Annotated in this window: 21 protein-coding genes; 18 read left to right on the top strand and 3 right to left on the bottom strand. The window is 59.6% G+C overall.

Translation table 11 applies throughout. From position 1 onward, the window contains the following. Positions 1 to 40 precede the first annotated feature (40 nt). The 10 genes from eno to DUT91_RS08445 all read left to right on the top strand — a co-directional run bounded on the left by eno (position 41) and on the right by DUT91_RS08445 (position 9,837). A complete protein-coding gene (gene eno, locus DUT91_RS08490; RefSeq protein ID WP_114439937.1) occupies positions 41 to 1,318 on the top strand; it encodes a phosphopyruvate hydratase in 1,278 nt (425 codons plus the stop codon). Between the two features lie 155 nt (positions 1,319 to 1,473). Further along, entirely contained in the window at positions 1,474 to 1,803 is a 330-nt protein-coding gene (locus DUT91_RS08485; protein WP_114440179.1) for an FtsB family cell division protein, read from the top strand. Positions 1,804 to 1,937: 134 nt separating this feature from the next. Then, on the top strand, positions 1,938 to 2,978 hold the full coding sequence (pdhA, locus tag DUT91_RS08480) for a pyruvate dehydrogenase (acetyl-transferring) E1 component subunit alpha (RefSeq protein WP_114439936.1): 1,041 nt from the start codon (positions 1,938 to 1,940) through the stop codon (positions 2,976 to 2,978). Positions 2,979 to 2,993: 15 nt separating this feature from the next. Then, positions 2,994 to 4,418, top strand: a complete 1,425-nt coding sequence (locus DUT91_RS08475; protein WP_114439935.1) for a pyruvate dehydrogenase complex E1 component subunit beta — start codon at positions 2,994 to 2,996, stop codon at positions 4,416 to 4,418. A gap of 15 nt (positions 4,419 to 4,433) precedes the next feature. Then, positions 4,434 to 5,780: a pyruvate dehydrogenase complex dihydrolipoamide acetyltransferase gene (locus DUT91_RS08470; protein ID WP_114439934.1), complete on the top strand. Its 1,347-nt coding sequence runs from the start codon at positions 4,434 to 4,436 to the stop codon at positions 5,778 to 5,780. Between the two features lie 7 nt (positions 5,781 to 5,787). Next, positions 5,788 to 6,426, top strand: coding sequence for an SGNH/GDSL hydrolase family protein (locus tag DUT91_RS08465; protein ID WP_114439933.1), 639 nt, complete (start codon positions 5,788 to 5,790; stop codon positions 6,424 to 6,426). 128 nt (positions 6,427 to 6,554) lie between these two features. Next, entirely contained in the window at positions 6,555 to 8,000 is a 1,446-nt protein-coding gene (gene lpdA, locus DUT91_RS08460) for a dihydrolipoyl dehydrogenase (protein WP_114439932.1), read from the top strand. Positions 8,001 to 8,124: 124 nt separating this feature from the next. Further along, positions 8,125 to 8,370 carry a GlsB/YeaQ/YmgE family stress response membrane protein gene (locus DUT91_RS08455; protein WP_114439931.1) on the top strand — a complete coding sequence of 82 codons (246 nt, stop codon included), beginning with the start codon at positions 8,125 to 8,127 and terminating at the stop codon, positions 8,368 to 8,370. Between the two features lie 39 nt (positions 8,371 to 8,409). Continuing rightward, on the top strand, positions 8,410 to 9,381 hold the full coding sequence (gene lipA, locus DUT91_RS08450) for a lipoyl synthase (protein WP_114439930.1): 972 nt from the start codon (positions 8,410 to 8,412) through the stop codon (positions 9,379 to 9,381). A gap of 6 nt (positions 9,382 to 9,387) precedes the next feature. Next, positions 9,388 to 9,837: a type II toxin-antitoxin system RatA family toxin gene (locus DUT91_RS08445; protein WP_114439929.1), complete on the top strand. Its 450-nt coding sequence runs from the start codon at positions 9,388 to 9,390 to the stop codon at positions 9,835 to 9,837. Here the strand turns inward: DUT91_RS08445 and DUT91_RS08440 are convergent. Further along, the gene (locus DUT91_RS08440) at positions 9,834 to 10,325 is read right to left on the bottom strand and encodes a CinA family protein (RefSeq protein ID WP_114439928.1); all 492 of its coding nucleotides are present in this window, start codon (positions 10,323 to 10,325) and stop codon (positions 9,834 to 9,836) included. The two genes, DUT91_RS08445 and DUT91_RS08440, sit on opposite strands and share 4 nt — an antisense overlap. Next, positions 10,322 to 11,515 (bottom strand): bifunctional 2-C-methyl-D-erythritol 4-phosphate cytidylyltransferase/2-C-methyl-D-erythritol 2,4-cyclodiphosphate synthase, encoded by a 1,194-nt coding sequence (locus tag DUT91_RS08435; RefSeq protein ID WP_114439927.1) that lies wholly within the window; start codon positions 11,513 to 11,515, stop codon positions 10,322 to 10,324. Before DUT91_RS08435 ends, DUT91_RS08440 begins: the two co-directional genes overlap by 4 nt. Before the next feature lie 252 nt (positions 11,516 to 11,767). Here DUT91_RS08435 and dusB point away from each other — a divergent pair, with 252 nt between their 5' ends. The 8 genes from dusB (at position 11,768) to hflX (ending at position 22,580) form a co-directional block, all read left to right on the top strand. Continuing rightward, positions 11,768 to 12,703, top strand: coding sequence for a tRNA dihydrouridine synthase DusB (dusB, locus tag DUT91_RS08430; RefSeq protein WP_114440178.1), 936 nt, complete (start codon positions 11,768 to 11,770; stop codon positions 12,701 to 12,703). Then, the gene (locus tag DUT91_RS08425; protein WP_114439926.1) at positions 12,703 to 13,872 is read left to right on the top strand and encodes a two-component system sensor histidine kinase NtrB; all 1,170 of its coding nucleotides are present in this window, start codon (positions 12,703 to 12,705) and stop codon (positions 13,870 to 13,872) included. Before dusB ends, DUT91_RS08425 begins: the two co-directional genes overlap by 1 nt. Beyond that, the gene (ntrC, locus tag DUT91_RS08420; protein ID WP_114439925.1) at positions 13,869 to 15,326 is read left to right on the top strand and encodes a nitrogen regulation protein NR(I); all 1,458 of its coding nucleotides are present in this window, start codon (positions 13,869 to 13,871) and stop codon (positions 15,324 to 15,326) included. The genes DUT91_RS08425 and ntrC overlap by 4 nt, the downstream gene beginning before the upstream one ends. Positions 15,327 to 15,388: 62 nt before the next feature. Beyond that, positions 15,389 to 17,689, top strand: a complete 2,301-nt coding sequence (locus DUT91_RS08415) for a sensor histidine kinase NtrY-like (protein ID WP_114439924.1) — start codon at positions 15,389 to 15,391, stop codon at positions 17,687 to 17,689. Continuing rightward, the gene (ntrX, locus tag DUT91_RS08410; RefSeq protein ID WP_114439923.1) at positions 17,689 to 19,050 is read left to right on the top strand and encodes a nitrogen assimilation response regulator NtrX; all 1,362 of its coding nucleotides are present in this window, start codon (positions 17,689 to 17,691) and stop codon (positions 19,048 to 19,050) included. The genes DUT91_RS08415 and ntrX overlap by 1 nt, the downstream gene beginning before the upstream one ends. A gap of 1 nt (position 19,051) precedes the next feature. After that, positions 19,052 to 20,428 carry a Trk system potassium transporter TrkA gene (trkA, locus tag DUT91_RS08405; protein WP_114439922.1) on the top strand — a complete coding sequence of 459 codons (1,377 nt, stop codon included), beginning with the start codon at positions 19,052 to 19,054 and terminating at the stop codon, positions 20,426 to 20,428. A 368-nt stretch (positions 20,429 to 20,796) separates the two neighbouring features. Next, on the top strand, positions 20,797 to 21,036 hold the full coding sequence (hfq, locus tag DUT91_RS08400) for an RNA chaperone Hfq (RefSeq protein WP_068881513.1): 240 nt from the start codon (positions 20,797 to 20,799) through the stop codon (positions 21,034 to 21,036). A gap of 149 nt (positions 21,037 to 21,185) precedes the next feature. Continuing rightward, the gene (gene hflX / locus DUT91_RS08395) at positions 21,186 to 22,580 is read left to right on the top strand and encodes a GTPase HflX (protein ID WP_114439921.1); all 1,395 of its coding nucleotides are present in this window, start codon (positions 21,186 to 21,188) and stop codon (positions 22,578 to 22,580) included. A 91-nt stretch (positions 22,581 to 22,671) separates the two neighbouring features. Here the strand turns inward: hflX and mazG are convergent, their stop codons facing one another. Beyond that, positions 22,672 to 23,496 (bottom strand): nucleoside triphosphate pyrophosphohydrolase, encoded by an 825-nt coding sequence (gene mazG, locus DUT91_RS08390; protein WP_114440177.1) that lies wholly within the window; start codon positions 23,494 to 23,496, stop codon positions 22,672 to 22,674. Positions 23,497 to 23,531 lie beyond the last annotated feature (35 nt).

The raw sequence follows: 23,531 nt of genomic DNA, 5'->3' as shown, positions 1-23,531 counted from the left end.
CGCTCTTTATCCGCTCAGGGAAATGGAAGGAATATCCCCCATGACTGCTATTATCGACATCGTCGGTCGTGAAATTCTCGACAGCCGCGGCAATCCGACCGTGGAAGTCGATGTGAGGCTGGAAGACGGTTCTTTCGGCCGGGCGGCGGTGCCGTCGGGTGCGTCCACGGGGGCGCATGAAGCGGTAGAACTGCGCGATGGCGGGACCCGCTACCTCGGCAAGGGCGTGCAGAAGGCCATCGATGCGGTCAATGGCGAGATATTCGATGCGTTGGGCGGCATGGATGCGGAAAACCAGATCCATATCGACCAGACGATGATCGATCTCGACGGTACGCCGAACAAGAGCCGCCTGGGCGCCAACGCCATTCTCGGCGTCTCGCTTGCCGTTGCCAAGGCCGCGGCGGAAGCTTCCGGCCTGCCGCTCTATCGTTATGTCGGCGGTCCGAACGCACATATCCTTCCTGTGCCGATGATGAATATCATCAATGGCGGCGCCCATGCCGACAATCCGATCGATTTTCAGGAGTTCATGGTCCTTCCCGTCGGCGCGTCTTCGATGGCCGAAGCGGTGCGCTACGGCGCGGAAGTGTTCCACACGCTGAAGAAGCGCCTTAAGGATGCCGGACATAATACCAATGTCGGCGACGAGGGCGGCTTTGCGCCGAACCTCAAGAGCGCGCAGGCCGCACTGGATTTCATCGTCGAGTCGATCGAGAAGGCCGGTTTCAAGCCCGGCGAGGAGATCGCCATCGGGCTCGATTGCGCGGCAACCGAATTCTTCAAGGACGGCAATTACGTCTATGAAGGCGAGAAGAAGACGCGCGATCCGAAGGCCCAGGCGAAATATCTGGCGAAGCTTGCCGGTGATTACCCAATCATATCGATCGAGGACGGCATGTCCGAGGACGATTGGGAAGGCTGGAAATATCTGACCGACCTGATCGGCAACAAGTGCCAGCTCGTGGGCGACGATCTTTTCGTCACCAACTCGGCACGCCTGCGCGACGGCATCAAGATGGGTGTGGCGAATTCAATCCTGGTCAAGGTCAATCAGATCGGTACCCTGACGGAAACGCTGGACGCCGTCGAAACGGCGCACAAGGCGGGCTATACTGCCGTCATGTCACACCGCTCGGGCGAAACCGAGGATTCGACCATCGCGGATCTTGCCGTCGCCACCAATTGCGGACAGATCAAGACAGGCTCTCTCGCCCGCTCCGACCGGCTCGCCAAATACAACCAGCTCATCCGCATCGAGGAAGAGCTCGGGCCCCAGGTACGCTACGCCGGCTATTCGGTATTCAAGCGCATCTGATCCTTACGCAATGCCGCGCGTCTCTTTAGGCGCGCGGCTGCAGTTTCGCTGTCATGGCCTCGGCGAATTGCTCACCATTTTACATCAGGCATTGCGAATGTAAGCATCTGTTAAGCAAAACAATGTTTCTGTGGTTCCCGAAGGTTCGGGAAATCATGTGGACAAAACAGAAGCGCAAATCCATTCGTGGGCGATTTATCGTGCCGGCTCTCGCCGCCGCATTCCTCTCCTATTTCGGCTTCCACGCCTATCATGGCGAATACGGGCTTTATTCCCGGATGAGGCTCGAGGAGCAGGTAAAGATCATGAACGATCAGCTTGCGACACTTACCGGGCAGCGGATTGCGCTGGAACGCGAGGTGGCGCTCGTGCGTGATGGCTCCATCGAAAAGGACATGCTGGACGAGCAGGCGCGTCGGGCGCTGAATCTTTCGCGTCCGGATGAGGTGACGATTATGTTACCCCGTCCACCGTCAGCATATTAACTGAATTCCAGTTAATATCCTTTTTATCTAGTATTTTTAAGACCTTATTCTCATAGCAGCTATGCTCCCCATGCATATTGTATCTTGGGCGAGGCACGTTTATCCTTCGCACCAACCATAACAGGGAGTGAGATATGGCACCGAGGGCTAAACAAGCTCCTGCGTCTAAAACGCAGGCGGCTTCATCAAACGCACCCAAGGCACCAAAGCCGGCCAATTTTGACCGCGAACAGGAACTCAACGCCTATCGCGAAATGCTGCTGATCCGGCGCTTCGAGGAAAAAGCGGGCCAGCTTTACGGCATGGGCTTCATCGGCGGTTTCTGTCACCTTTACATCGGCCAGGAAGCCGTCGTCGTCGGCATGCAGCTTGCGCTGAAGCCGGGCGACGAAGTGATCACCGCCTATCGCGATCACGGCCATATGCTCGCCACCGGCATGAGCCCGCGCGGCGTCATGGCGGAACTGACCGGGCGGCGCGGCGGCCTTTCCAAGGGGAAGGGCGGTTCCATGCATATGTTCTCCAAGGAAAAGCATTTCTATGGCGGCCACGGCATCGTCGGCGCGCAGGTTCCGCTCGGCACAGGGCTGGCGTTTGCCAACAAATATCGTGGTAACGACAATGTCTCGCTGACCTATTTCGGCGACGGCGCGGCCAATCAGGGCCAGGTCTACGAGAGCTTCAACATGGCTGCGCTGTGGAAGCTGCCGGTCGTGTATATCATCGAGAACAATCGCTATGCGATGGGCACCTCGGTTTCGCGCGCTTCCGCCGAGACGGATTTCTCGCGCCGCGGACTTTCCTTCAATATCCCCGGCATCCAGGTCGATGGCATGGATGTGCGCGCGGTGAAGGCCGCCGGTGACGAGGCGACCGAATGGGCGCGCTCCGGCAAGGGACCGATCATTCTCGAGATGCAGACCTACCGCTATCGCGGTCATTCCATGTCCGACCCCGCGAAATACCGTACCAAGGATGAAGTTCAGAAGATGCGTTCCGAACATGACCCGATCGAGCAGGTGAAGTTCCGGCTCATCGAAAAGGGTTGGTCGAGCGAGGACGAATTGAAAGCCATCGACAAAGAGGTTCGCGACATCGTCGCCGATGCGGCGGATTTCGCCCAGACGGATCCTGAACCTGATGTATCCGAACTTTATACCGATATCTTGCTCTAAGGGGAGGGTGTAGACATGCCTGTAGAGATTCTCATGCCTGCGCTCTCGCCGACGATGGAAGAGGGCAAATTATCGAAATGGCTGAAGAAGGAGGGTGACGCCGTTACCTCCGGTGACGTCATCGCCGAAATCGAGACCGACAAGGCCACGATGGAAGTGGAAGCTGTCGACGAGGGCACGATTGGCAAGATCCTTGTCGCCGAAGGCACGGATAATGTGAAGGTCAACACGCCTATCGCCGTGCTGCTCGCCGAGGGCGAGAGCGCCGGTTCCATTGGTTCCGCTGCAGCATCTGCACCAAAGGCGGACGCGGACACGCCTGCGGCCACATCGGAGGCTGCAGGCGGCAAAGCGCGTCAGTCAGCTGACGAGCCATCGAGCGCCACCGACAGCAAGGTACCAGCCCAGCCGAAGGTGGATGTCGCCGCCGATCCCGATATCCCGCAAGGCACTGAAATGGTGAAGACGACGGTCCGCGAAGCGCTGCGCGACGCGATGGCCGAGGAAATGCGCCGGGACCCCGATGTTTTCATCATGGGCGAGGAAGTCGCGGAATATCAGGGCGCCTATAAGATCACTCAAGGGTTGCTTGACGAATTCGGTCCGCGCCGCGTGGTCGATACGCCGATCACCGAGCATGGCTTTGCCGGCGTCGGCGTCGGCGCTGCAATGGCCGGGCTTCGCCCGATCGTCGAATTCATGACCTTCAATTTCGCTATGCAGGCGATCGACCAGATCGTCAATTCGGCGGCGAAGACGCTTTATATGTCAGGCGGCCAGATGGGCGCGCCCATCGTGTTCCGCGGGCCAAGCGGCGCCGCCGCGCGCGTCGGGGCCCAGCACTCGCAATGCTATGCCGCCTGGTACAGCCATATTCCGGGGCTCAAGGTGGTGATGCCTTACACTGCCGCCGACGCCAAGGGCCTGCTCAAGGCAGCGATCCGCGACCCGAACCCTGTCATCTTCCTCGAAAACGAAATCCTTTACGGCCACAGCTTCGATGTGCCGAAAATGGACGATTTCGTGCTACCGATCGGCAAGGCGCGCATCCACAAGACGGGCAAGGATGTGACATTGGTTTCCTTCGGCATCGGCATGACCTATGCGGTCAAGGCCGCCGAAGAACTCGCCGGTCTCGGCATCGATGCGGAGATCATCGACCTCAGGACGATCCGCCCGATGGATCTGCCAACGGTAATCGAATCGGTCAAGAAGACGGGCTGTTGCGTGACGATCGAGGAAGGCTTCCCGCAATCCTCCGTCGGAACCGAGATCGCAGCGCGCATCATGCAGCAGGCATTCGATTATCTCGACGCTCCGGTGATCACCATCGCGGGCAAGGATGTTCCGATGCCCTATGCCGCCAATCTCGAAAAGCTGGCGCTGCCGACTGTTGCTGAAGTCGTCGAGGCGGTAAAAGCCGTAACCTACACCGCTTAAGGGAAGGATCAGGACATGCCGATCAATATCACCATGCCGGCCCTTTCCCCGACGATGGAAGAGGGCAATCTGGCCAAATGGCTGGTCAAGGAAGGCGACAAGGTTGCGCCGGGCGATGTGATCGCCGAGATCGAAACCGACAAGGCGACGATGGAAGTCGAAGCCGTCGATGAAGGCACTGTCGCCAAAATTGTGGTGCCTGCCGGCACCGAAGGCGTCAAGGTCAATGCGCTGATCGCCGTTCTGGCCGAGGAAGGCGAGGACGTCGCGGCCGCAGCCAAGGGGGGTGATAGCGCCGCTCCGGCCAAGGCCGAGGCACCGAAGGCCGAGGAGAAATCCTCGCCCGCCCCTGAGGCAAAGCCGGCCGAGCAGGCGAAGCAGGAGCAACCCAAAGCCGCTCCCGCGCCTGCAGCGCAAGCCGACGGCTCGCGTGTCTTCTCTTCGCCGCTCGCCCGTCGCATCGCCAAGGAAGCTGGCGTCGATATTGCACGTGTCACGGGTTCAGGCCCGCATGGGCGCGTGGTCAGGAAGGACGTGGAAGCGGCCATCTCGGGCGGCGGCGCCAAACAGGCTTCTGCCGGTGCGGCTCAGCAGCCGGGCGCGGCCAAGCCGGTTTCGGACGATGCCGTGCTCAAGCTCTTCGAAGAAGGCTCCTACGAACTCGTTGCCCATGACGGCATGCGCAAGACGATCGCCCGCCGTCTGCTGGAATCGAAGCTCAGCATTCCGCATTTCTACCTGACGATCGACTGCGAACTCGACGCGCTTCTGGCGCTGCGCGCGCAGATCAATGCGTCGGCGCCACTCAAGAAGACGGAAAACGGTGAGGTTCCCGCCTTCAAGCTTTCGGTCAACGATCTCATCATCAAGGCGACGGCGCTGGCGCTTCGCGACATCCCGGAGGCGAATGTCTCCTGGACTGACGCCAACATGGTCAAGCACAAGCACGCCGATGTCGGCGTCGCCGTATCGATCCCCGGCGGGCTGATCACGCCGATTGTGCGGCGCGCCGACGAAAAGTCGCTTTCCGTTATTTCCAACGAGATGAAGGATCTTGCCAAGCGCGCGCGCGAGCGCAAGCTGAAGCCCGAGGAATATCAGGGCGGCACGACCTCGGTTTCCAATCTCGGCATGTTCGGCGTGAAGGACTTTGCAGCGATCATCAATCCACCGCACGCCACGATCTTCGCCATCGGGGCGGGCGAGCAGCGTGCCGTGGTGAAGAACGGCGAGATCAAGGTCGCCAACGTCATGTCCGTGACGCTTTCGACCGACCATCGCGCCGTTGACGGTGCTCTCGCGGCGGAACTGGCCCAGGCCTTCAAGCGGCGCATCGAGAATCCGATGGGCATGCTGGTCTGACGGGATCATGAAAACCGTCCTCTGCTACGGCGATTCTCTGACCTGGGGTTATGACGCCCCCGGGCCGGGGCGTCATGCCTTTGAGGATCGGTGGCCATCGGTGCTGCAGGATACGTTCGGCGGTCAGGTTCGCGTGATTGCCGAAGGCCTCAACGGACGGACAACCGCCTTCGACGATCATGTCGCGGCGGAGGATCGCAACGGGGCGAGGGTGCTGCCGACCATTCTGGGCACCCATGCGCCGCTCGACCTCGTCATCATCATGCTCGGCACCAACGACATGAAACCGTTCATATCGGGTAGCGCGCTTGGCGCGAAGCAGGGCATGCGGCGCCTGGTTGATATCGTCCACAGGCACCCGTATTTTGGCGAGGCTGAGACACCTGACGTTCTAATCGTCGCGCCGCCGCATATCAGCGAGACGGCTAATCCTGATTTCGCCGCCCTGTTGACCGGTGGCGTCGCTGAATCACGCAAGCTCGCGATCCTCTATGCCGACATGGCGGATGAGACGGGCTGTGGTTTCTTCGATGCCGCGCAGGTGGCCAAGACCACGCCGATCGACGGCATCCATATGGATGCGAACAATACGAAGGCCCTGGGGCGTGCGCTTGCACCGATTGTGCGCGTGATGCTCGGCCTCTAGAGCATGATCCCGAAAAGTTGCAGACTTTTCGGACGAGATCATGCGCAAAGACAGAAATTTAGAGCGCCTGGTTTGATTCCGTCAAATCGGATTGTGCTCTAAAACAAACAGGACCAAGGAGAAACGCGGTGGCAAACAATTACGACGTCATTGTTATCGGTTCGGGTCCGGGAGGCTACATCGCCGCCATCCGCGCCGCCCAACTGGGGCTCAAGGTGGCGGTCGTCGAGCGCGAGCACCTCGCCGGCATCTGCTCGAACTGGGGCTGCATTCCGACCAAGGCGCTGTTGCGCTCGGCCGACGTGTTGCACACCGCCCAGCACGGCAAGGATTACGGCCTGACCCTGGAAGGCTCCATCACGCCCGACATCAAGGCGATCGTCGCCCGCTCGCGCGGCATCGCGCACCGCATGAACAATGGCGTCGGCTTCCTGTTCAAGAAGAACAAGGTCGACATCATCTGGGGTGAAGCCAGGATTACCAAGCCCGGTGAAGTCGTCGTATCCAAGTCCACCAAGAAGCCGGTCGAGCCGGTCGGACCAGTTCCCAAGAACACGTTGGGCGAGGGTACCTATACCGCCAAGCACATCATCATCGCCACTGGCGCCCGCCCGCGCGCGCTTCCCGGAATCGAGCCGGACGGCAAGCTGATCTGGACCTATTTCGAGGCGATGAAGCCGGAAGAAATGCCGAAGTCGTTGCTCGTCATGGGTTCCGGCGCAATCGGTATCGAATTCGCGAGCTTCTACCGCACCATGGGCGTCGAGGTCACGGTCGTCGAGATCATGAACCAGGTCATGCCGGTCGAGGACGCGGAAATCTCCGCGCTGGCCAAGAAGCAATTCGAGCGCCAGGGCATGAAGATCATTCTGGAGGCCAAGGTCGCCAAGGTGGAGAAGGGCGCCAACTCCATCACCGCCACCATCGAAAAGAAGGATGGCACGACGGAGAAGATCACAGCTGACCGGATGATCTCCGCCGTCGGCGTGCAAGCCAATATCGAGGGTATCGGTCTTGAGGCCGTCGGTGTGAAGACCGATCGCGGCTTTATCGCCATCGACGGTTATGGCAAGACCAATGTGCCGGGCATCTATGCGATCGGTGACGTCGCTGGCCCGCCGCTGCTCGCTCACAAGGCCGAGCATGAGGCAGTCATCTGCATCGAAAAGATCGCCGGCCTGCCGAACGTCCACCCCATGGACAAGCTGAAGATCCCTGGCTGCACCTATTGCCACCCCCAGGTCGCTTCGGTGGGGCTCACCGAGGCGAAGGCCAAGGCCGAGGGCCGTGACATCCGCGTCGGCCGCTTCCCCTTCGTCGCAAACGGCAAGGCGATCGCGCTCGGCGAGGATCAGGGTCTGGTGAAGACCATCTTCGACAAGAAGACGGGCGAACTCATCGGCGCCCACATGGTAGGTGCGGAAGTCACGGAACTGATTCAGGGCTTCGTGATCGCGATGAATCTGGAGACGACGGAAGAAGAGCTGATCCACACGATATTCCCGCATCCGACCATTTCGGAGACGATGAAGGAAAGTGTGCTGGACGCCTATGGACGGGCGTTGAACGCTTAGTTTAAGACCCGCATGATCGTGAAAAGCCCTCAACTTTTCGCGATCATGCCGCAGCATTGCCAATGGGCGGATAATCCCCCATATCTTTTGTGACAATTATTCTTGCTTGGGACGAGGTATTCAGATGGGCGTGGGTTGGATTGCAGCGATTATCATTGGCGGCTTGGCAGGCTGGCTTGCCGGCATCCTGATCGGACTTCGCTTCGGTGTCTTCATGAATATCGTGATCGGCATCATCGGCGCGTTGCTCGCCAACGCTATCTTCGATAGCGCGAATATTCATGTCGCAAGCGGATGGCTCGGTTATCTGGTGCAGGGTTTCGTGGGTTCCTGTATTTTGCTGTTCGTCGCCAAACTCGTGCGCAACTGACGATCCCACTGAACAGGCGCGGCTGAAGGCAGGTTTTTGATGGTTACCGTTCTCGACAGGACGATCCTTTCTGAAGAAAAGCGCGTCCGTCATCCCGAAAAGGCGCACCGGCCGGATTCCGAGATTCTGAAGAAGCCGGATTGGATCCGTGTGAAGGCGCCTACGTCAAAGGGCTATGGCGAAACGCGTGAGATCGTGCGTTCGCACAACCTCGTTACCGTCTGCGAAGAGGCTGGCTGCCCGAATATCGGGGAATGCTGGGACAAGAAGCACGCCACCTTTATGATCATGGGCGAGATATGCACCCGCGCCTGCGCCTTCTGCAATGTCGCGACCGGCATTCCGACGGCGCTCGACCCCAATGAGCCGGAGAATGTCGCCAAGGCCGTCAAGCAGATGGGCCTCTCGCATGTGGTCATTACGTCGGTAGACCGCGACGATCTCGACGATGGCGGTGCGCAGCATTTCGCCGATGTCATCCATGCGATCCGGGCAGCGACGCCTAAAACCACGATCGAAATCCTCACGCCGGATTTCCTGCGCAAGGATGGCGCGCTGGAAATCGTGGTCAAAGCAAGGCCCGACGTGTTCAACCATAATCTTGAGACCGTACCGTCGAACTATCTGAAAGTGCGTCCCGGCGCCCGCTATTTCCATTCGATCCGGCTTTTGCAGCGGGTCAAGGAGCTCGATCCAACGATCTTCACCAAATCCGGCATCATGCTTGGCCTGGGCGAGGAGCGTAACGAAGTGCTGCAGCTGATGGACGACCTTCGCTCGGCCGACGTGGATTTCATGACCATCGGCCAATATCTCCAGCCGTCGCGCAAGCACCATCCGGTCATCAGCTTCGTCACGCCGGAGGAATTCAAATCCTACGAAACCATAGGGCGGACCAAGGGGTTCCTGTTGGTGGCGTCGAGCCCGCTGACCCGTTCCTCGCACCACGCCGGAGAGGATTTCGCCAAGCTCAAGGCGGCACGTGAAGCGCATATTTCCGGACAGGCCTGATACCGCATGCCCCAGTTCACCACGATACGGCAGGTCCGGCACCGGGCGGAGGAAATGTTCGCGCTCGTGGCCGATGTCGAGAAATACCCTGAGTTCCTCCCCATGTGCGAGGCGCTGACGGTACGCTCGCGCAAGGAACGCGACGCAAGGACATTGCTCGTTGCCGACATGACAGTCGGCTACAAGCTGATTCGGGAAACGTTCACCAGCCAGGTGTTTCTCAACCCGGAAGAAAACATCATCGACGTGAAATATATCAACGGGCCGTTCCGTTATCTCGACAATCGCTGGGCTTTCCGGCCCATCGGCGACGGTGCGTCCTGCGAGATCGAGTTCTATATCGATTACGAATTCAAAAGCCGGACACTCGGCCTGCTGATGGGGACAATGTTTGACCTCGCCTTCCGCAAGTTCACTGAAGCTTTCGAGCGGCGCGCCGACACGATTTACGGTTAGGCGGCCAGGATTTCGAGCATCAGGTCGAGCGCCGCAATCACCGTTGCATGGCGGATGCCGTCGCGTCCTAGGTCGCCGAAGCGGCATTCGCGGTGAAGCACCGTACCGCTCTCACGCATTGCTGTGATATGGACGAGGCCCACTGGCTTTTCCGGCGTGCCGCCGCCGGGGCCGGCAATACCCGTGACTGCGACCGATATGCCAGCGCGCGAATGGGCGAGCGCGCCCTCGGCCATGGCCAGCGCCACTTCCTTCGATACCGCGCCGAACTCCGCGATAAGCGGAGAGGGGACGCCGATCATTTCTTCCTTGGCCGCGTTGGAATAGGTCACAAAGCCGCGATCGACCACATCGGACGATCCCGCTATGTCGGTCAGCGCGGCTGCGATAAGGCCGCCGGTGCATGATTCTGCCGTCGCCAGCATGATACCGTCCCGGCGGCAGGCATCCAGCACCGCCTTGGCTTTTTCCTCGGCTATCAGGCTCATTCCGGCACCTCGCCGGGATAGATGACGGTCGCCGTGGCGATCGCGGCGATGCCTTCGCCGCGCCCGACGAAGCCAAGCTTCTCATTGGTGGTCGCCTTGATCGAAACGCGATCCGGAGCGATACCCAGCATCTGCGACAGGGAGGCGGTCATCGCCTCGCGATGCGGGCCGATCTTCGGCGCTTCGCAAATCAGCGTGATATCCGCATTGGCGATGCGTCCGCCGGCCTGCCGGACAATACTCGCGGCATGTTCGACGAAGATGCGCGAGGCAGCGCCCTTCCACTGCGGATCGGACGGCGGGAAATGCGTGCCGATATCGCCGGCGCCGCGCGTGGCAAGCAACGCATCCGTCAGCGCATGCAAGCCGACATCGGCATCCGAATGGCCTGACAGTTTCAATGTGTAGGGTATTTCCACGCCGCACAGCGTCACATGATCGCCTGGCTCGAAGGCATGGACATCATAGCCATTGCCGGTCCGGATATCGGGAAATCCGCCATGATCCTGCGCAAAACGCTTGTCGGCCATTTCGATATCCTTCGCCCAGGTGAGTTTCGTGTTGTCGGCCGAGCCCTCGACTACCCGTACGGCGAGGCCATGCCATTCGGCGATGGCGGCGTCATCGGTGAAATCCGAGCGCCCGGCGCGATAAGCGGCTTCATGGGCGTCGAGAATGGGTGCGAACGGAAACGCCTGCGGCGTCTGCGCGGCGTAAAGCCCGGCGCGCGGCACCGTGGCAACCACATGCGCATCCGGGCCCGCCTGCTTCAGTGTATCGGAAACCGCGAGAGCCGGAAGCACGCCGATTGCGGGATGCAGCGTCTGGACGATGCGCTGCAACAAGTCCTGCGCGATGAACGGCCGCACGCCATCATGAATCAGGACGAAATCCGGCTGATGCTCGATCAGCGCCAGTAAACCCAGCCGGGTCGATTCCTGCCGCGTCGGACCGCCGATAACGGTGATGGCCCGTGCGCCAACCGCGCCGGTCGCCTGTTCGTAGAGATGCCGGTCTTCCGGATGGATTACAGATACGATCAGGCCAACATGTGAACAGTCGAGAAACGCCCGCAGCGTATGCGAAAGCACGGCTTCGCCGCCGATCCGGCGATATTGCTTCGGCCCTTCGGTGCTCTGTCCCGCCCGTTCCCCCCGGCCGGCTGCGACAATGACGGCTGCTACTTTGATGGTCCTATGCCTTCTGTGTCATGATTTGATGCTAGAGCGAGTTGCGATTAATGCCTGTGGCGTCCAAACACCAGAAGGAATCAATACTATCCGTTGTCAACGCTGCTTTTCCTTGCGGAAAGACATCATCCTGTCTAAACACTGTGCGACAGGAAAAATGCACATGAAACAGGCACAGCCGTCGTGACCATTCTGGGTGAAGCTTTATACGTAGGCGATGTCCGTTTGCGCAACCGGGTGTTTCTCGCGCCGATGTCGGGTGTTTCGGATCTGCCCTTCCGAAAGCTTGCCTGGGCGGCGGGCGCCGGGATGGTGGTTTCGGAGATGGTGGCGAGCGCGGAGCTTTGCTCGCGCGACCGCGAAAGCCTGATGCGCCTGAAAGGCGAGGGGCTCGATACGCATGTGGTGCAGATCGCCGGGCGGGAGGCTTACTGGATGGGTGAGGCAGCCCGCATTGCCGAAGCCGAAGGCGCGCATATCATCGACATCAACATGGGGTGCCCCGCCAAGAAGGTTACGGGCGGCTATTCCGGATCGGCCCTGATGCGCGATCTCGACCATGCGATGACCCTCATCGAGGCAACCGTCGCGGCAGTTCGTGTGCCCGTCACCTTGAAGATGCGGCTCGGCTGGGACGAACACAGCATCAACGCACCGGAACTGGCCCGCCGGGCCGAGGATGGCGGGATCCGGATGGTGACGGTGCATGGCCGCACACGCTGCCAGTTCTATGAAGGCAAGGCGGACTGGGACGCCATTCGCGCCGTACGGCAGGCGGTCAGTATCCCTCTGGTTGCCAATGGCGATGTGTTGTCCGTGGCCGATGCCGAGGAAATTCTGGCTCGATCCGGCGCGGATGCGGTGATGATCGGCCGAGGGAGCTACGGCCAACCCTGGCTTGCCGGCATGATTGCCTGTGGATTGTCGGAACAGGCCGCCAAACCGGACACAATCTGCGACTATGTGATCGCGCATTATGAAGCAATGCTCGATCATTATGGTGCTTCCACCGGCACCCGTCACGCGCGCAAGCATCTCGGCTGGTATCTGGACCGACATGCCGGTAGCGATTTCTCCGCCGCCGAACGCGCCGCAATCATGACCGAAAACAATTCGTCGATTGTCATCAAGAAAATCGGGCAGGCCCTTTCCCGCTCGCGATCAACCGAACTAAAGAAGGTGGCGTGATGAACGCGCGCGAAAGTTCCGTGCTATCAGACAGACCAGAGGCAACGGTAGCCTCGATCGTGCTCAATACGATCAGCCACCCCGTCATCATGGTTGATCCCGAAGGCTATATCTCCTTTGCCAATGCCGATGCGGAACAGTTCTTTCGTTCGAGCTCAAACATCCTGGCGCGCAACAAGTTGCAGTCCTTTCTGCCGTTCGGCAGCCCGCTTCAGGCGCTGGTCGAGCAGGTGCGGGCCAACCCTTCGCCGGTCAACGAATACCGCGTCGATATTTCTTCGCCCAAGCTTGGCAACGATCGTGTGGTGGACATCTATGTAACGCCGGTGAACGAATTTCCGGGTTCTGTCGTCATTCTTTTCAAGGAAAAGTCGATGGCCGAAAAACTCGACCGGCAGATGACGCACCGCGGAGCCGCGCGCTCGGTCACAGGCCTGGCCTCGATGCTGGCGCATGAGATCAAGAACCCGCTCTCCGGCATTCGTGGCGCTGCGCAACTTCTCGAAAGCGTCGTCAGCGACGAGGACCGCTCGCTGACGCGGCTGATCACCGATGAGACCGACAGGATCGTCTCGCTGGTCGATCGCATGGAGGTCTTTTCCGATGAAAGGCCGATCGACCGCGAGGCGGTCAACATCCATGTCGTGCTCGATCATGTAAAGGCCATCGCCCGCAACGGCTTCGCCAGCCATATCAAATTCAACGAGGACTATGATCCATCGCTTCCGCCGGTTTTTGCGAACCGCGACCAGCTGGTGCAGATTTTTCTCAACCTCGTCAAAAATGCCGCCGAATCGATCGGCCATGAGGAGCCGGGCGAGATTACGCTTTCGACAGCCTATCGCCCGGGCATCCGGCTTTCCGTGCCCGGCGTGCGGGACCGGGTGGCGTTGCCGCTCGAATTCTGCGTGCACGATAGCGGGCCTGGCGTGCCGACCGATATGCTGCCGCATCTGTTCGATCCGTTCGTTACGACGAAGCCCAATGGCTCCGGGCTTGGCCTGGCCCTGGTCGCCAAGATCGTTGGCGATCATGGTGGCGTGATCGAATGCGATTCACAGTCGCGGCGCACCACGTTTCGCATCCTGATGCCCGCATGGCGCGGGCAGGATCCCGAGAGCAACACAGGTGGTTCTTCTTCCCTCCATACGACAGGAACTGACGAATGAGTCTTGGCAGCATACTTGTCGCCGATGATGATGCCGCGATCCGGACGGTCCTCAACCAGGCGCTGTCGCGTGCCGGCTATGACGTGCGCGTCACCTCCAATGCAGCGACGCTCTGGCGGTGGATTTCGGGCGGCGACGGCGATCTGGTCGTCACCGACGTGGTCATGCCGGATGAAAACGCTTTCGATCTCCTGCCGCGCATCAAGAAATCGCGTCCGGACCTGCCCGTTGTCGTGATGAGTGCGCAAAACACCTTCATGACGGCTATCCGGGCCTCCGAAGCTGGCGCCTACGAATACCTGCCGAAGCCCTTTGACCTGACGGAACTGATCAGCATCGTCGGCCGCGCCCTGGCGGAACCGAAGAAAAAGCCCGAGGCGCACCCTGCCGAGGAACAGACGGACACCATGCCACTGGTCGGCCGTTCACCGGCAATGCAGGATATCTACCGTGTCCTGGCGCGCATGATGCAGACCGATCTGACGATGATGATCACCGGCGAGTCAGGCACAGGCAAGGAACTCGTTGCCCGGGCGCTTCATGAATATGGCCGCCGCCGCAAGGGGCCGTTCGTCGCCATCAACATGGCGGCCATACCGCGCGATCTTATCGAATCAGAGCTTTTCGGCCATGAAAAGGGCGCCTTCACCGGCGCGCAGAACCGGTCGAGCGGCCGCTTCGAACAGGCCGATGGCGGCACGCTGTTTCTCGACGAGATCGGCGACATGCCCATGGAGGCACAGACACGTCTTCTGCGCGTGCTCCAGCAGGGCGAATACATGACCGTCGGCGGACGTACGCCGATCAAGACCGATGTGCGTATCGTGGCGGCCACCAACAAGGATCTCCGAACCCTGATCAATCAGGGCCTGTTCCGGGAGGATCTCTATTATCGTCTGAACGTGGTGCCGCTGCGGCTGCCGCCGCTGCGCGAGCGCAGCGAGGATATTCCCGACCTTGTGCGGCATTTCTTCAAGCAGGCCGTCAAGGATGGGCTGCCGGAAAAACGCATCACCACGGCGGGCTTCGATCTGATGCGTCGTTATCCCTGGCCGGGCAATGTTCGCGAACTGGAGAACATGGTGCGGCGTCTGGCGGCGCTTTACCCGCAGGAAGAAATCACGCCGGAGGTCATCGAAGCAGAGCTGAAATCCGATCTGCACGGCTCCGAGCCTGCCGGCGGATCGCTTGTTTCGGAAGATATGACGATTGCGCAGGCGGTCGAGCTCAACATGCAGCGCTATTTCACATCCTTCGGCTCCGACCTGCCACCGCCCGGCCTATACCAGCGCGTGCTGACCGAGATGGAATATCCGCTGATACTCGCGTGCCTCACAGCGACACGCGGAAATCAGATCAAAGCCGCGGATCTTCTCGGGCTTAATCGCAACACCCTACGCAAAAAAATCCGCGAACTGGGCGTGAATATCTATCGCGGTTCAAAGACCAGTTAAATTTTCTCAATTCCTTAGTGCATAAGCCCTGACTTCATCAAAAGCGTTGCACTTTCGCCACAATGCGTTGCATCAGTGCAACGCATTCGGTTAGCGTGGTGAGCATGGCGACATTGAACCCGGTGAGTCTCTTCGGACGATTGAGCGGATCCTCGCGTAATGGCGAGGGGCGCAAGTTGTTGGCTTTGCCGGGCATCATCACCGTCGTCCTGGCTTTGGTGACTGCCACCGTTTCTTTCGTTATTCTCCTCGATCTTACGCCGATCACACCTGACCGCAACGTCACACTGGTGCTGATGACGATCAATGTGGCGTTGATCCTGTTCCTGATCCTGCTGATCTGCCGCGAGATCTACCGCATCGTTCAAGCGAGGGGACATGGCAAGGCTGCGGCAAGGCTGCACGTGCGCATCGTCGCGCTCTTCTGTCTTATCGCCGCGGTTCCCGCGATCATCGTGGCTATCGTCGCATCGGTGACGCTCAATCTCGGTCTCGACCGCTGGTTCGAGACGAACACCAGGACAATCGTCGAATCCTCGCAAAGTCTCGCCGACGCTTACATCTACGAGGCCGCCCGCAACCTGCAGGGCTCGACCTATTCAATGCTGCAGGATCTCGACGCGCAGCGTACCCTCTATAGCCTCGATCCCAGCGGATTCGTCAAAATGCTGTCGCTGCAGGCGCGCGGGCGCGGACTGCTCGGGGCTTTTTTGCTGCGCGACAATGGCGACATCATTCTCAAGAGCGATCTCGGTACTGAAAACGGGCTGCCGCCACCGCCGCCGAATACGCTCCATACGGCAAGGGACGGAATTCCTGTCATGATACCGCCCGGCGACAGCAATTTCGTCGGCGCCATCATCAAGATGCGGCAGATACCTGACGCCTATCTCTATACGATCCGGGCCGTCGAACCGAAATATACGGATTCGATGAAACTGATGAAAGCCAACAGGCAATCCTACCAGGAGATGGAAGCCAACCGCCTTCCCACGCAGATTGCCTTCGCGCTGCTCTATTTCGGCCTGACGCTGGTCGTGCTGCTTTCGGCGATCTGGACGGGCATTGCGGTTGCCGACCGATTGGTTCGTCCGATCCGCCTTTTGATTGGCGCTGCCGACGATGTGGCATCGGGCAATCTCGATATATCCGTGCCGGTCAGAAGCTCCGATGGCGATGTCGGCGCGTTGGCCGGCACGTTCAACTATATGGTGGCGGAGCTGAAAAGCCAGCGCAACGAGCTGATTGCCGCGAAGGATCAGATCGACGAGCGCCGGCGGTTCTCAGAGGCCGTTCTGTCCGGCGTGACCGCCGGTGTCATCGGCATCGATACCGATGGGCTGGTCAGCATCGTCAATCGCTCGGCGGAGCAGATGTTCGGTATCGACACGGACGAGACCATCGGCAAGGATCTGAGCGGGATCGTGCCTGAACTCGGACATGTATTCGAGATCACGCGGGCGACGCGGCGTTCCGTCCATCGCGAGCAGGTAACGATGACGCGCGGCGGTACCTCGCGGACGTTCAACGTGCAGATCACGGTGGAAGATGCTGCGTCGGACGAACATTCCTATGTGGTGACGGTGGACGACATCACCGATCTCGTCCAGGCACAACGTTCCTCCGCCTGGGCGGACGTGGCGCGGCGTATCGCGCACGAGATCAAGAACCCGCTTACCCCGATTCAGTTGTCGGCGGAGCGGATACGCAGGCGCTATGGCAAGGTCATCACCGAGGATCGCACGGTGTTCGACCAATGTATTGAAACCATTATCCGGCAGGTGGGCGACATCGGCCGCATGGTCGATGAGTTCTCGGCTTTTGCGCGCATGCCGAAGCCCGAGATTAAATCGATCGATCTGCGCGATGCGCTGCGTGAGGCATCATTCCTGATCGAGGTGAGCCGTAACGATATCCGCTTTGAACACGCTTTCAGCGATGAGCCGCTGATCGGTGATTTCGATACTCGACTGCTTGGGCAGGCATTCGGCAATGTCATCAAGAACGCAAGCGAGGCGATTGATGCCGTGTCGAAAGAGGAGCGCGGCGTCGGACATATTCTGGTCCGCGCGTTCCGCGAACACGACGCGCTCGTTGTCGACGTGATCGACAATGGCAAGGGCTTGCCGGGGGAAAACCGGCAGCGGCTTCTCGAACCATACATGACGACACGCGAGAAGGGGACAGGCCTCGGTCTCGCCATCGTCAAGAAGATCGTTGAGGAGCATGGCGGCCACATGGAGTTGCACGACGCACCGTCGGATTTCCATGAGGGCAAGGGGGCAATGATCCGCATGATCTTTCCAGCGGTGGAAACAGCAAGTGGTGAGCAAACCCATACGAAGGCAGGACAGGTGAACTAATGGCGTCTGATATTTTGGTAGTGGACGACGAAGCGGACATCCGTGAGCTTGTTGCCGGCATTCTGAGCGACGAGGGCCATGAAACGCGCACAGCTTTCGATGCCGACAGTGCCCTGGCGGCGATCGACGACCGCGTGCCGCGGCTGGTCTTCCTCGATATATGGATGCAAGGGAGCCGGCTCGACGGCCTGGCGTTGCTCGATGAACTGAAGAGCCGCCACCCGGAGCTTCCAGTGGTGATGATTTCAGGTCACGGCAATATCGAAACGGCGGTTTCCGCCATCCGGCGTGGCGCCTATGATTTCATCGAAAAGCCATTCAAGGCCGATCGCCTCATCCTCATTGCCGAAAGAGCGCTTGAGAACTCCAAGCTGAGACGCGAAGTATCGGACCTGCGCAAACGCAGTGGCGACACGCTGGAGCTGCATGGCAACTCTCTCGCCATGAATCAGTTGCGCCAGACCATAGAACGCGTTGCGCCAACCAACAGCCGTGTAATGATCCTCGGACCTTCCGGCTCCGGCAAGGAAATGGTGGCTCGCGCCATTCACGGCCTTTCAAACCGTGCGCGGGGACCTTTCGTCACCGTGAATGCGGCGACGATCACGCCGGAGCGCATGGAAATCGAGCTTTTCGGCACGGAGATGGATGGCGGCGAGCGCAAGGTCGGCGCGCTCGAGGAGGCGCATGGCGGCATTCTCTATCTGGACGAGATCGCCGACATGCCGCGCGAGACGCAGAACAAGATCCTGCGCGTGCTCGTCGATCAGCAGTTCGAACGCGTCGGCGGTACGAAGCGGGTCAAGGTCGATGTCCGGATCATTTCATCGACGGCACAGAATCTGGAAGGCATGATTGCCGAGGGACGTTTCCGCGAGGATCTCTTCCACCGCCTGGCCGTCGTGCCGGTCATGGTTCCGGCGCTGGCGGCGCGACGCGAAGATATCCCTGTTCTTGTCGAAGTCTTCATGCAGCAGATCGCGGGACAGGCAGGCATCAAGCCGCGCCGCATCGGACCTGACGCCATGGCTGTCCTTCAGGCTCATAGCTGGCCGGGCAATGTGCGCCAGCTACGCAACAATGTGGAGCGCCTGCTGATCTTGGCGCGAAGCGAAGATCCGGACGCCCTGATCACGGCCGACCTTTTGCCGGCGGAAATCGGCGACTCGCTGCCGCGGGCGCCAACGGAGTCCGATCAGCACATCATGGCGCTGCCATTGCGAGAAGCGCGGGAACTGTTCGAAAAGGAATATCTGATCGCACAGATAAACCGCTTCGGCGGAAACATCTCGCGTACGGCGGAATTCGTTGGTATGGAACGCTCCGCGTTGCATCGTAAGCTTAAGTCCCTCGGGGTATAATATGCGTGTTATCATCTGCGGTGCGGGACAGGTCGGCTACGGCATTGCCGAACGTTTGGCTGCGGAAAACAACAATATCTCCGTGATTGACACATCGGCCGATCTCGTTCAGCGGATACAGGACACGCTCGACGTGCGCGGCTTTGTCGGGCACGGCTCACAGCCGGATGTTCTGGCGGCGGCAGGCGCCGACGAAGCCGATATGATCATCGCCGTGACGCTCTATGACGAAGTCAACATGGTGGCTTGTCAGGTGGCGCATTCGTTGTTCAACGTTCCTACCAAGATCGCGCGTATACGCGCCCAGTCCTATCTCCAGGCCCATTATCAGGACTTGTTTTCTCGCGAGAACATGCCGATCGACGTGATCATTTCACCGGAACTGGAAGTGGGCGAGATGGTGCTGCGGCGCATCGCACTTCCCGGCGCGATGGACGTGCTGCGTTTCGTCGATGACAAGGTGGTTGTCCTTGCGATCGAATGTCTGGAGGAATGCCCCGTCATCAACACGCCGCTTGCACAGTTGAGCGACCTTTTTCCCGATCTGCCGTCAACGGTGGTCGGCGTCGTGCGCAACGATCAGTTGTTCATCCCCCACTCCACCGACCAGCTTGTCGCAGGCGACCTGGCCTATGTCGTGACGACGCGCGAGCAAGTGCGCCGCACATTGGCGCTGTTCGGTCATGAGAAGCCGGAGGCGACGCGTATCCTCATCGCCGGCGGCGGTAATGTCGGCCTTTATGTCGCCAAGACCATTGAAGAGCGCCAGCCGCGCGTCAAGATGAAGATCATCGAGGCTGACCGCAGTCGCGCTATGACCATCGCTGATCAGCTGAGCCGGACCATGGTGCTGCATGGCAGCGCGCTCGACCAAAACCTGCTGCGGGAGGCCGATGTCCAGGATGCCGACCTGATGGTGGCGCTCACCAATCAGGACCAGATCAACATCCTGGCGAGCATCATGGCCAAGCGCCTTGGCTGCAAGGCCAATCTGGCGCTCATCAACGATCCGGCCTACCAGAGTTTTACCCGCACGGTGGGCATAGACGCCTATATCAATCCACGCACGGTGACGATCTCGCGCGTGTTGCAGCATGTCCGCCGCGGGCGAATTCGCGCAGTGCAAAGTGTTCACCGCGGGCTTGCCGAAGTGATCGAGGCGGAAGCGCTGGAAACGTCGCCGCTGGTCGGTCCTCCCATGCGTGATCTCGACCTGCCGGATGGTTTGCGCATCGGGGCCATATACCGCGACGGCAAGGTGCTGAAGCCCGACGGCTCGATGCGAATCAAGCCGAAGGACCGGGTGGTTATCTTCGCGACATCGGAAGCCGTACGGCATGTGGAACAGATGTTCCGCGTCAGTCTCGAGTTCTTCTAGACGTTCTGAACCCCAGCCTTCAGCTGCCGCAGAAGTTGTGTCGGTTGCTGCATAATTTCTCCCATCGCGATCGATGCGGAATAAAACTATGCGGCATTCAAAGTGCTGGTCCGATTGGATACGGTGCGCTCCAAAGCGGCGCATTGTTTTAGATTTGCCACTGTCCGGCAGGACTTTCATTGTACAAGACATTTTTGAGATTGCAGAAAAAACCCCATCCTGTTAACCGGAGGATTGAGGGTTAGATTTAGTGTTCGTATATTCTGCCACTAGCTGGTCCGTCTGTCGTGGTATCCGACTTAGTCCAGGTGCCGTGAGTTACATGCACGTGTGAGTCAGTTGCTGATCGAATTAAAGGAATAAAAACAATGGCTGAACGATCGCAAAATCTTCAAGATCTCTTTCTTAATTCCGTTCGGAAGCAGAAGATATCATTGACGATCTTTCTCATCAACGGCGTCAAGCTAACCGGAATTGTAACTTCATTCGACAATTTCTGCGTGCTTTTGCGGCGCGACGGTCATTCGCAGCTTGTCTACAAGCATGCGATCTCGACCATCATGCCAAGCCAGCCGGTGCAGATGTTCGAAGGCGAAGAAGGCCAGTAATCCGCCTGTGCTTCTCGCAGGCCTACTGCATAGTTCCTGAATCGGATACGATTCAAGGATGAATTATGCAGCATTTATAAGTGCTAGAGTGTCTTTGTGCGTCCAACAGGACGCGCGGGCGCCTCAGCAGTTGGCCCAAGGATTGAGCATTGAGTAAATCGAAAGGGCGTTCGGCGCATGATGGGAATGCGGATACCGGTTTCGGTACTTCCGCAAAAGGCCCGACGCGCGCTGTCGTCATCGTTCCGGTTTTGCCCGAGCGCATGCAGGATGCAGGGCAGGGGGATGACGCTCATCGCCCGCAATTCCGGCGCAGCAACGAAGCCCGGCTCGAAGAGGCGATAGGGCTTGCGCGCGCGATCGATCTCGAACTCGTGCATTGCGACATCGTCACGGTCGCCAATCCAAGGCCGGCAACTCTCCTCGGTTCCGGCAAGGTCGAGACGATAGCCGAAACCATCAAGGAAAAAGAGGCAGAGCTCGTCATCGTCGATCACGCTTTGACTCCGGTGCAGCAGCGCAACCTCGAAAAGGAATGGCACGTCAAGGTCATCGACCGGACGGGGCTGATTCTGGAGATTTTCGGGCGGCGAGCACAGACGAAGGAAGGCGCGCTTCAGGTCGAACTGGCGCATCTGAACTACCAGAAAGGGCGTCTCGTCAGAAGCTGGACGCACCTTGAGCGGCAGCGCGGCGGCGGCGGCTTCCTCGGTGGTCCGGGTGAAACGCAGATCGAGGCCGACCGACGCATGCTGCAGGAGAAGATCCTGCGCCTTCGCCGCGAACTCGAGACGGTGGTGCGCACCCGCAAGCTGCATCGTCAGAAGCGCAAGAAAGTGCCGCATCCGATCATCGCACTGGTCGGCTATACCAATGCCGGAAAATCGACGCTGTTCAACCGTCTGACCGGTGCAGATGTGCTGGCCGAGGACATGCTGTTTGCCACGCTCGATCCTACGCTGCGGCGCATCCGCCTGCCGCATGGCGAGACAGTGATCCTGTCGGATACGGTCGGTTTCATCTCGAACCTGCCGACCCATCTCGTGGCAGCCTTCCGGGCGACGCTCGAAGAGGTGGTGGAAGCGGATCTGATCCTGCATGTGCGCGACATTTCCGACCCCGACAATGCCGCGCAGGCAGAGGATGTCGAGGGCATTCTCGCAAGCCTCGGCATCGAACGCGGCGATAACAGACGCATATTGGAGGTCTGGAACAAGATCGACCTGCTGGACGAGGGCGGCCGCGAAGCAGCGCTGCGACTGAGCGCGGCTGCGCCGGAAGATGCACGTCCCATCGCCATTTCCGCCGCGACGGGGGAGGGCGTCAACCATCTCCTCTCTGTCATCGAGAGCCGGATCTCCGGCACCCTTGAGCATGTCGAACTCGACCTGGCGCCCGGCGATCTGCACATGCTTGACTGGATCTATCAGCACGCCAGTAATATCCGCCGCGACAATCTGGAAGACGGGTCGTTGCGAATAGAGGCCGATCTGACCGCCACGGCGCGGAAAATCCTGCGCGAGAGGATGCAAGGCTCGAAATAGCACGTCACATTCAATTGGGGCGCTGGCATGCCAGAGGAGGGGCAAAGAACCGCCAACCTCTCCATCAAAAATGTGAACCGCTCAAGCTCCGCTATTCCCGGGGCTTTTTCGCTTTTTGCCAGAGCTCTTCCATCTCGTCGAGCGAAGCCTCGTCAAGCGAGCGCTCCTGCTCCTTCAACGATTTCTCGATGAAATGAAATCGCGAACGGAACTTCTCGTTCGTCCCGCGCAATGCGCTCTCCGGCTCGATATCGAGGTGGCGGCCGAGATTGACGATGGCGAAGAGCAGATCGCCATATTCTTCCGCGACATCCGACTTCCTGCCGCTTTGCAGCGCATCCCGCAATTCGGCAGTCTCTTCGGCGATCTTGTCGAGGATGGGCTCAGCCTCGGACCAGTCAAACCCGACCTTCGCCGCTTTCTGTTGCAGCTTGAGCGCCCGCATCAGCGCCGGCAACGCCTGCGGCACGTCGTCGAGGAAACCGTTCTTCTCGCCATCGTCCAGTCCGAGCTCTGCCCGGCGTTGCAAGCGTTCGGCCTTTTCCTCAGCCTTGATGCGATTCCAGGCGCCTTTGGCCATGCCCGCGCCACGTGCATCCTCGTCCCCGAAAACATGCGGATGGCGGCGGATCATCTTGGTCGTGATGGCATCGACCACATCGCCGAAATCAAAGGCGCCTTGTTCCTCGGCCATACGCGCGTGGAATATGACCTGGAGCAAGAGATCGCCCAACTCCTCCCTTAGATCATCCAGATCGCCGCGCTCGATCGCGTCGATCACCTCGAAAGCCTCTTCGAGCGTATAGGGTGCGATAGAGCGGAAATCCTGTTCCAGATCCCACGGGCATCCGGTCCCCGGCGTCCTCAGAGCGGCCATGATCTCGATCAGGCGGGTGATGTCGCGGGAAGGCTTCATGAGTGGAATCCGTGATTGGAAGGAATGATAAACGT

Origin of the sequence: Paramesorhizobium salinisoli (assembly GCF_003335045.1) — a bacterium.
GTDB classification, from domain to species: Bacteria; Pseudomonadota; Alphaproteobacteria; order Rhizobiales; family Rhizobiaceae; genus Paramesorhizobium; species Paramesorhizobium salinisoli.
The sequence above is the reverse complement of the archived record's forward strand: the minus strand, read 5'-3'. Positions and strand labels throughout refer to the sequence as shown.

Excerpts from the sequence above, each read along its gene's own strand:
- eno (WP_114439937.1), top strand. The coding sequence starts at position 41 with ATGACTGCTATTATCGACATCGTCGGTCGTGAAATTCTCGACAGCCGC.
- DUT91_RS08485 (WP_114440179.1), top strand. The coding sequence starts at position 1,474 with ATGTGGACAAAACAGAAGCGCAAATCCATTCGTGGGCGATTTATCGTG.
- pdhA (WP_114439936.1), top strand. The coding sequence starts at position 1,938 with ATGGCACCGAGGGCTAAACAAGCTCCTGCGTCTAAAACGCAGGCGGCT.
- DUT91_RS08475 (WP_114439935.1), top strand. The coding sequence starts at position 2,994 with ATGCCTGTAGAGATTCTCATGCCTGCGCTCTCGCCGACGATGGAAGAG.
- DUT91_RS08470 (WP_114439934.1), top strand. The coding sequence starts at position 4,434 with ATGCCGATCAATATCACCATGCCGGCCCTTTCCCCGACGATGGAAGAG.
- DUT91_RS08465 (WP_114439933.1), top strand. The coding sequence starts at position 5,788 with ATGAAAACCGTCCTCTGCTACGGCGATTCTCTGACCTGGGGTTATGAC.
- DUT91_RS08455 (WP_114439931.1), top strand. The coding sequence starts at position 8,125 with ATGGGCGTGGGTTGGATTGCAGCGATTATCATTGGCGGCTTGGCAGGC.
- lipA (WP_114439930.1), top strand. The coding sequence starts at position 8,410 with ATGGTTACCGTTCTCGACAGGACGATCCTTTCTGAAGAAAAGCGCGTC.
- DUT91_RS08445 (WP_114439929.1), top strand. The coding sequence starts at position 9,388 with ATGCCCCAGTTCACCACGATACGGCAGGTCCGGCACCGGGCGGAGGAA.
- DUT91_RS08440 (WP_114439928.1), bottom strand. The coding sequence starts at position 10,325 with ATGAGCCTGATAGCCGAGGAAAAAGCCAAGGCGGTGCTGGATGCCTGC.
- dusB (WP_114440178.1), top strand. The coding sequence starts at position 11,768 with ATGTCGGGTGTTTCGGATCTGCCCTTCCGAAAGCTTGCCTGGGCGGCG.
- DUT91_RS08425 (WP_114439926.1), top strand. The coding sequence starts at position 12,703 with ATGAACGCGCGCGAAAGTTCCGTGCTATCAGACAGACCAGAGGCAACG.
- ntrC (WP_114439925.1), top strand. The coding sequence starts at position 13,869 with ATGAGTCTTGGCAGCATACTTGTCGCCGATGATGATGCCGCGATCCGG.
- DUT91_RS08415 (WP_114439924.1), top strand. The coding sequence starts at position 15,389 with ATGCGTTGCATCAGTGCAACGCATTCGGTTAGCGTGGTGAGCATGGCG.
- ntrX (WP_114439923.1), top strand. The coding sequence starts at position 17,689 with ATGGCGTCTGATATTTTGGTAGTGGACGACGAAGCGGACATCCGTGAG.
- trkA (WP_114439922.1), top strand. The coding sequence starts at position 19,052 with ATGCGTGTTATCATCTGCGGTGCGGGACAGGTCGGCTACGGCATTGCC.
- hfq (WP_068881513.1), top strand. The coding sequence starts at position 20,797 with ATGGCTGAACGATCGCAAAATCTTCAAGATCTCTTTCTTAATTCCGTT.
- mazG (WP_114440177.1), bottom strand. The coding sequence starts at position 23,496 with ATGAAGCCTTCCCGCGACATCACCCGCCTGATCGAGATCATGGCCGCT.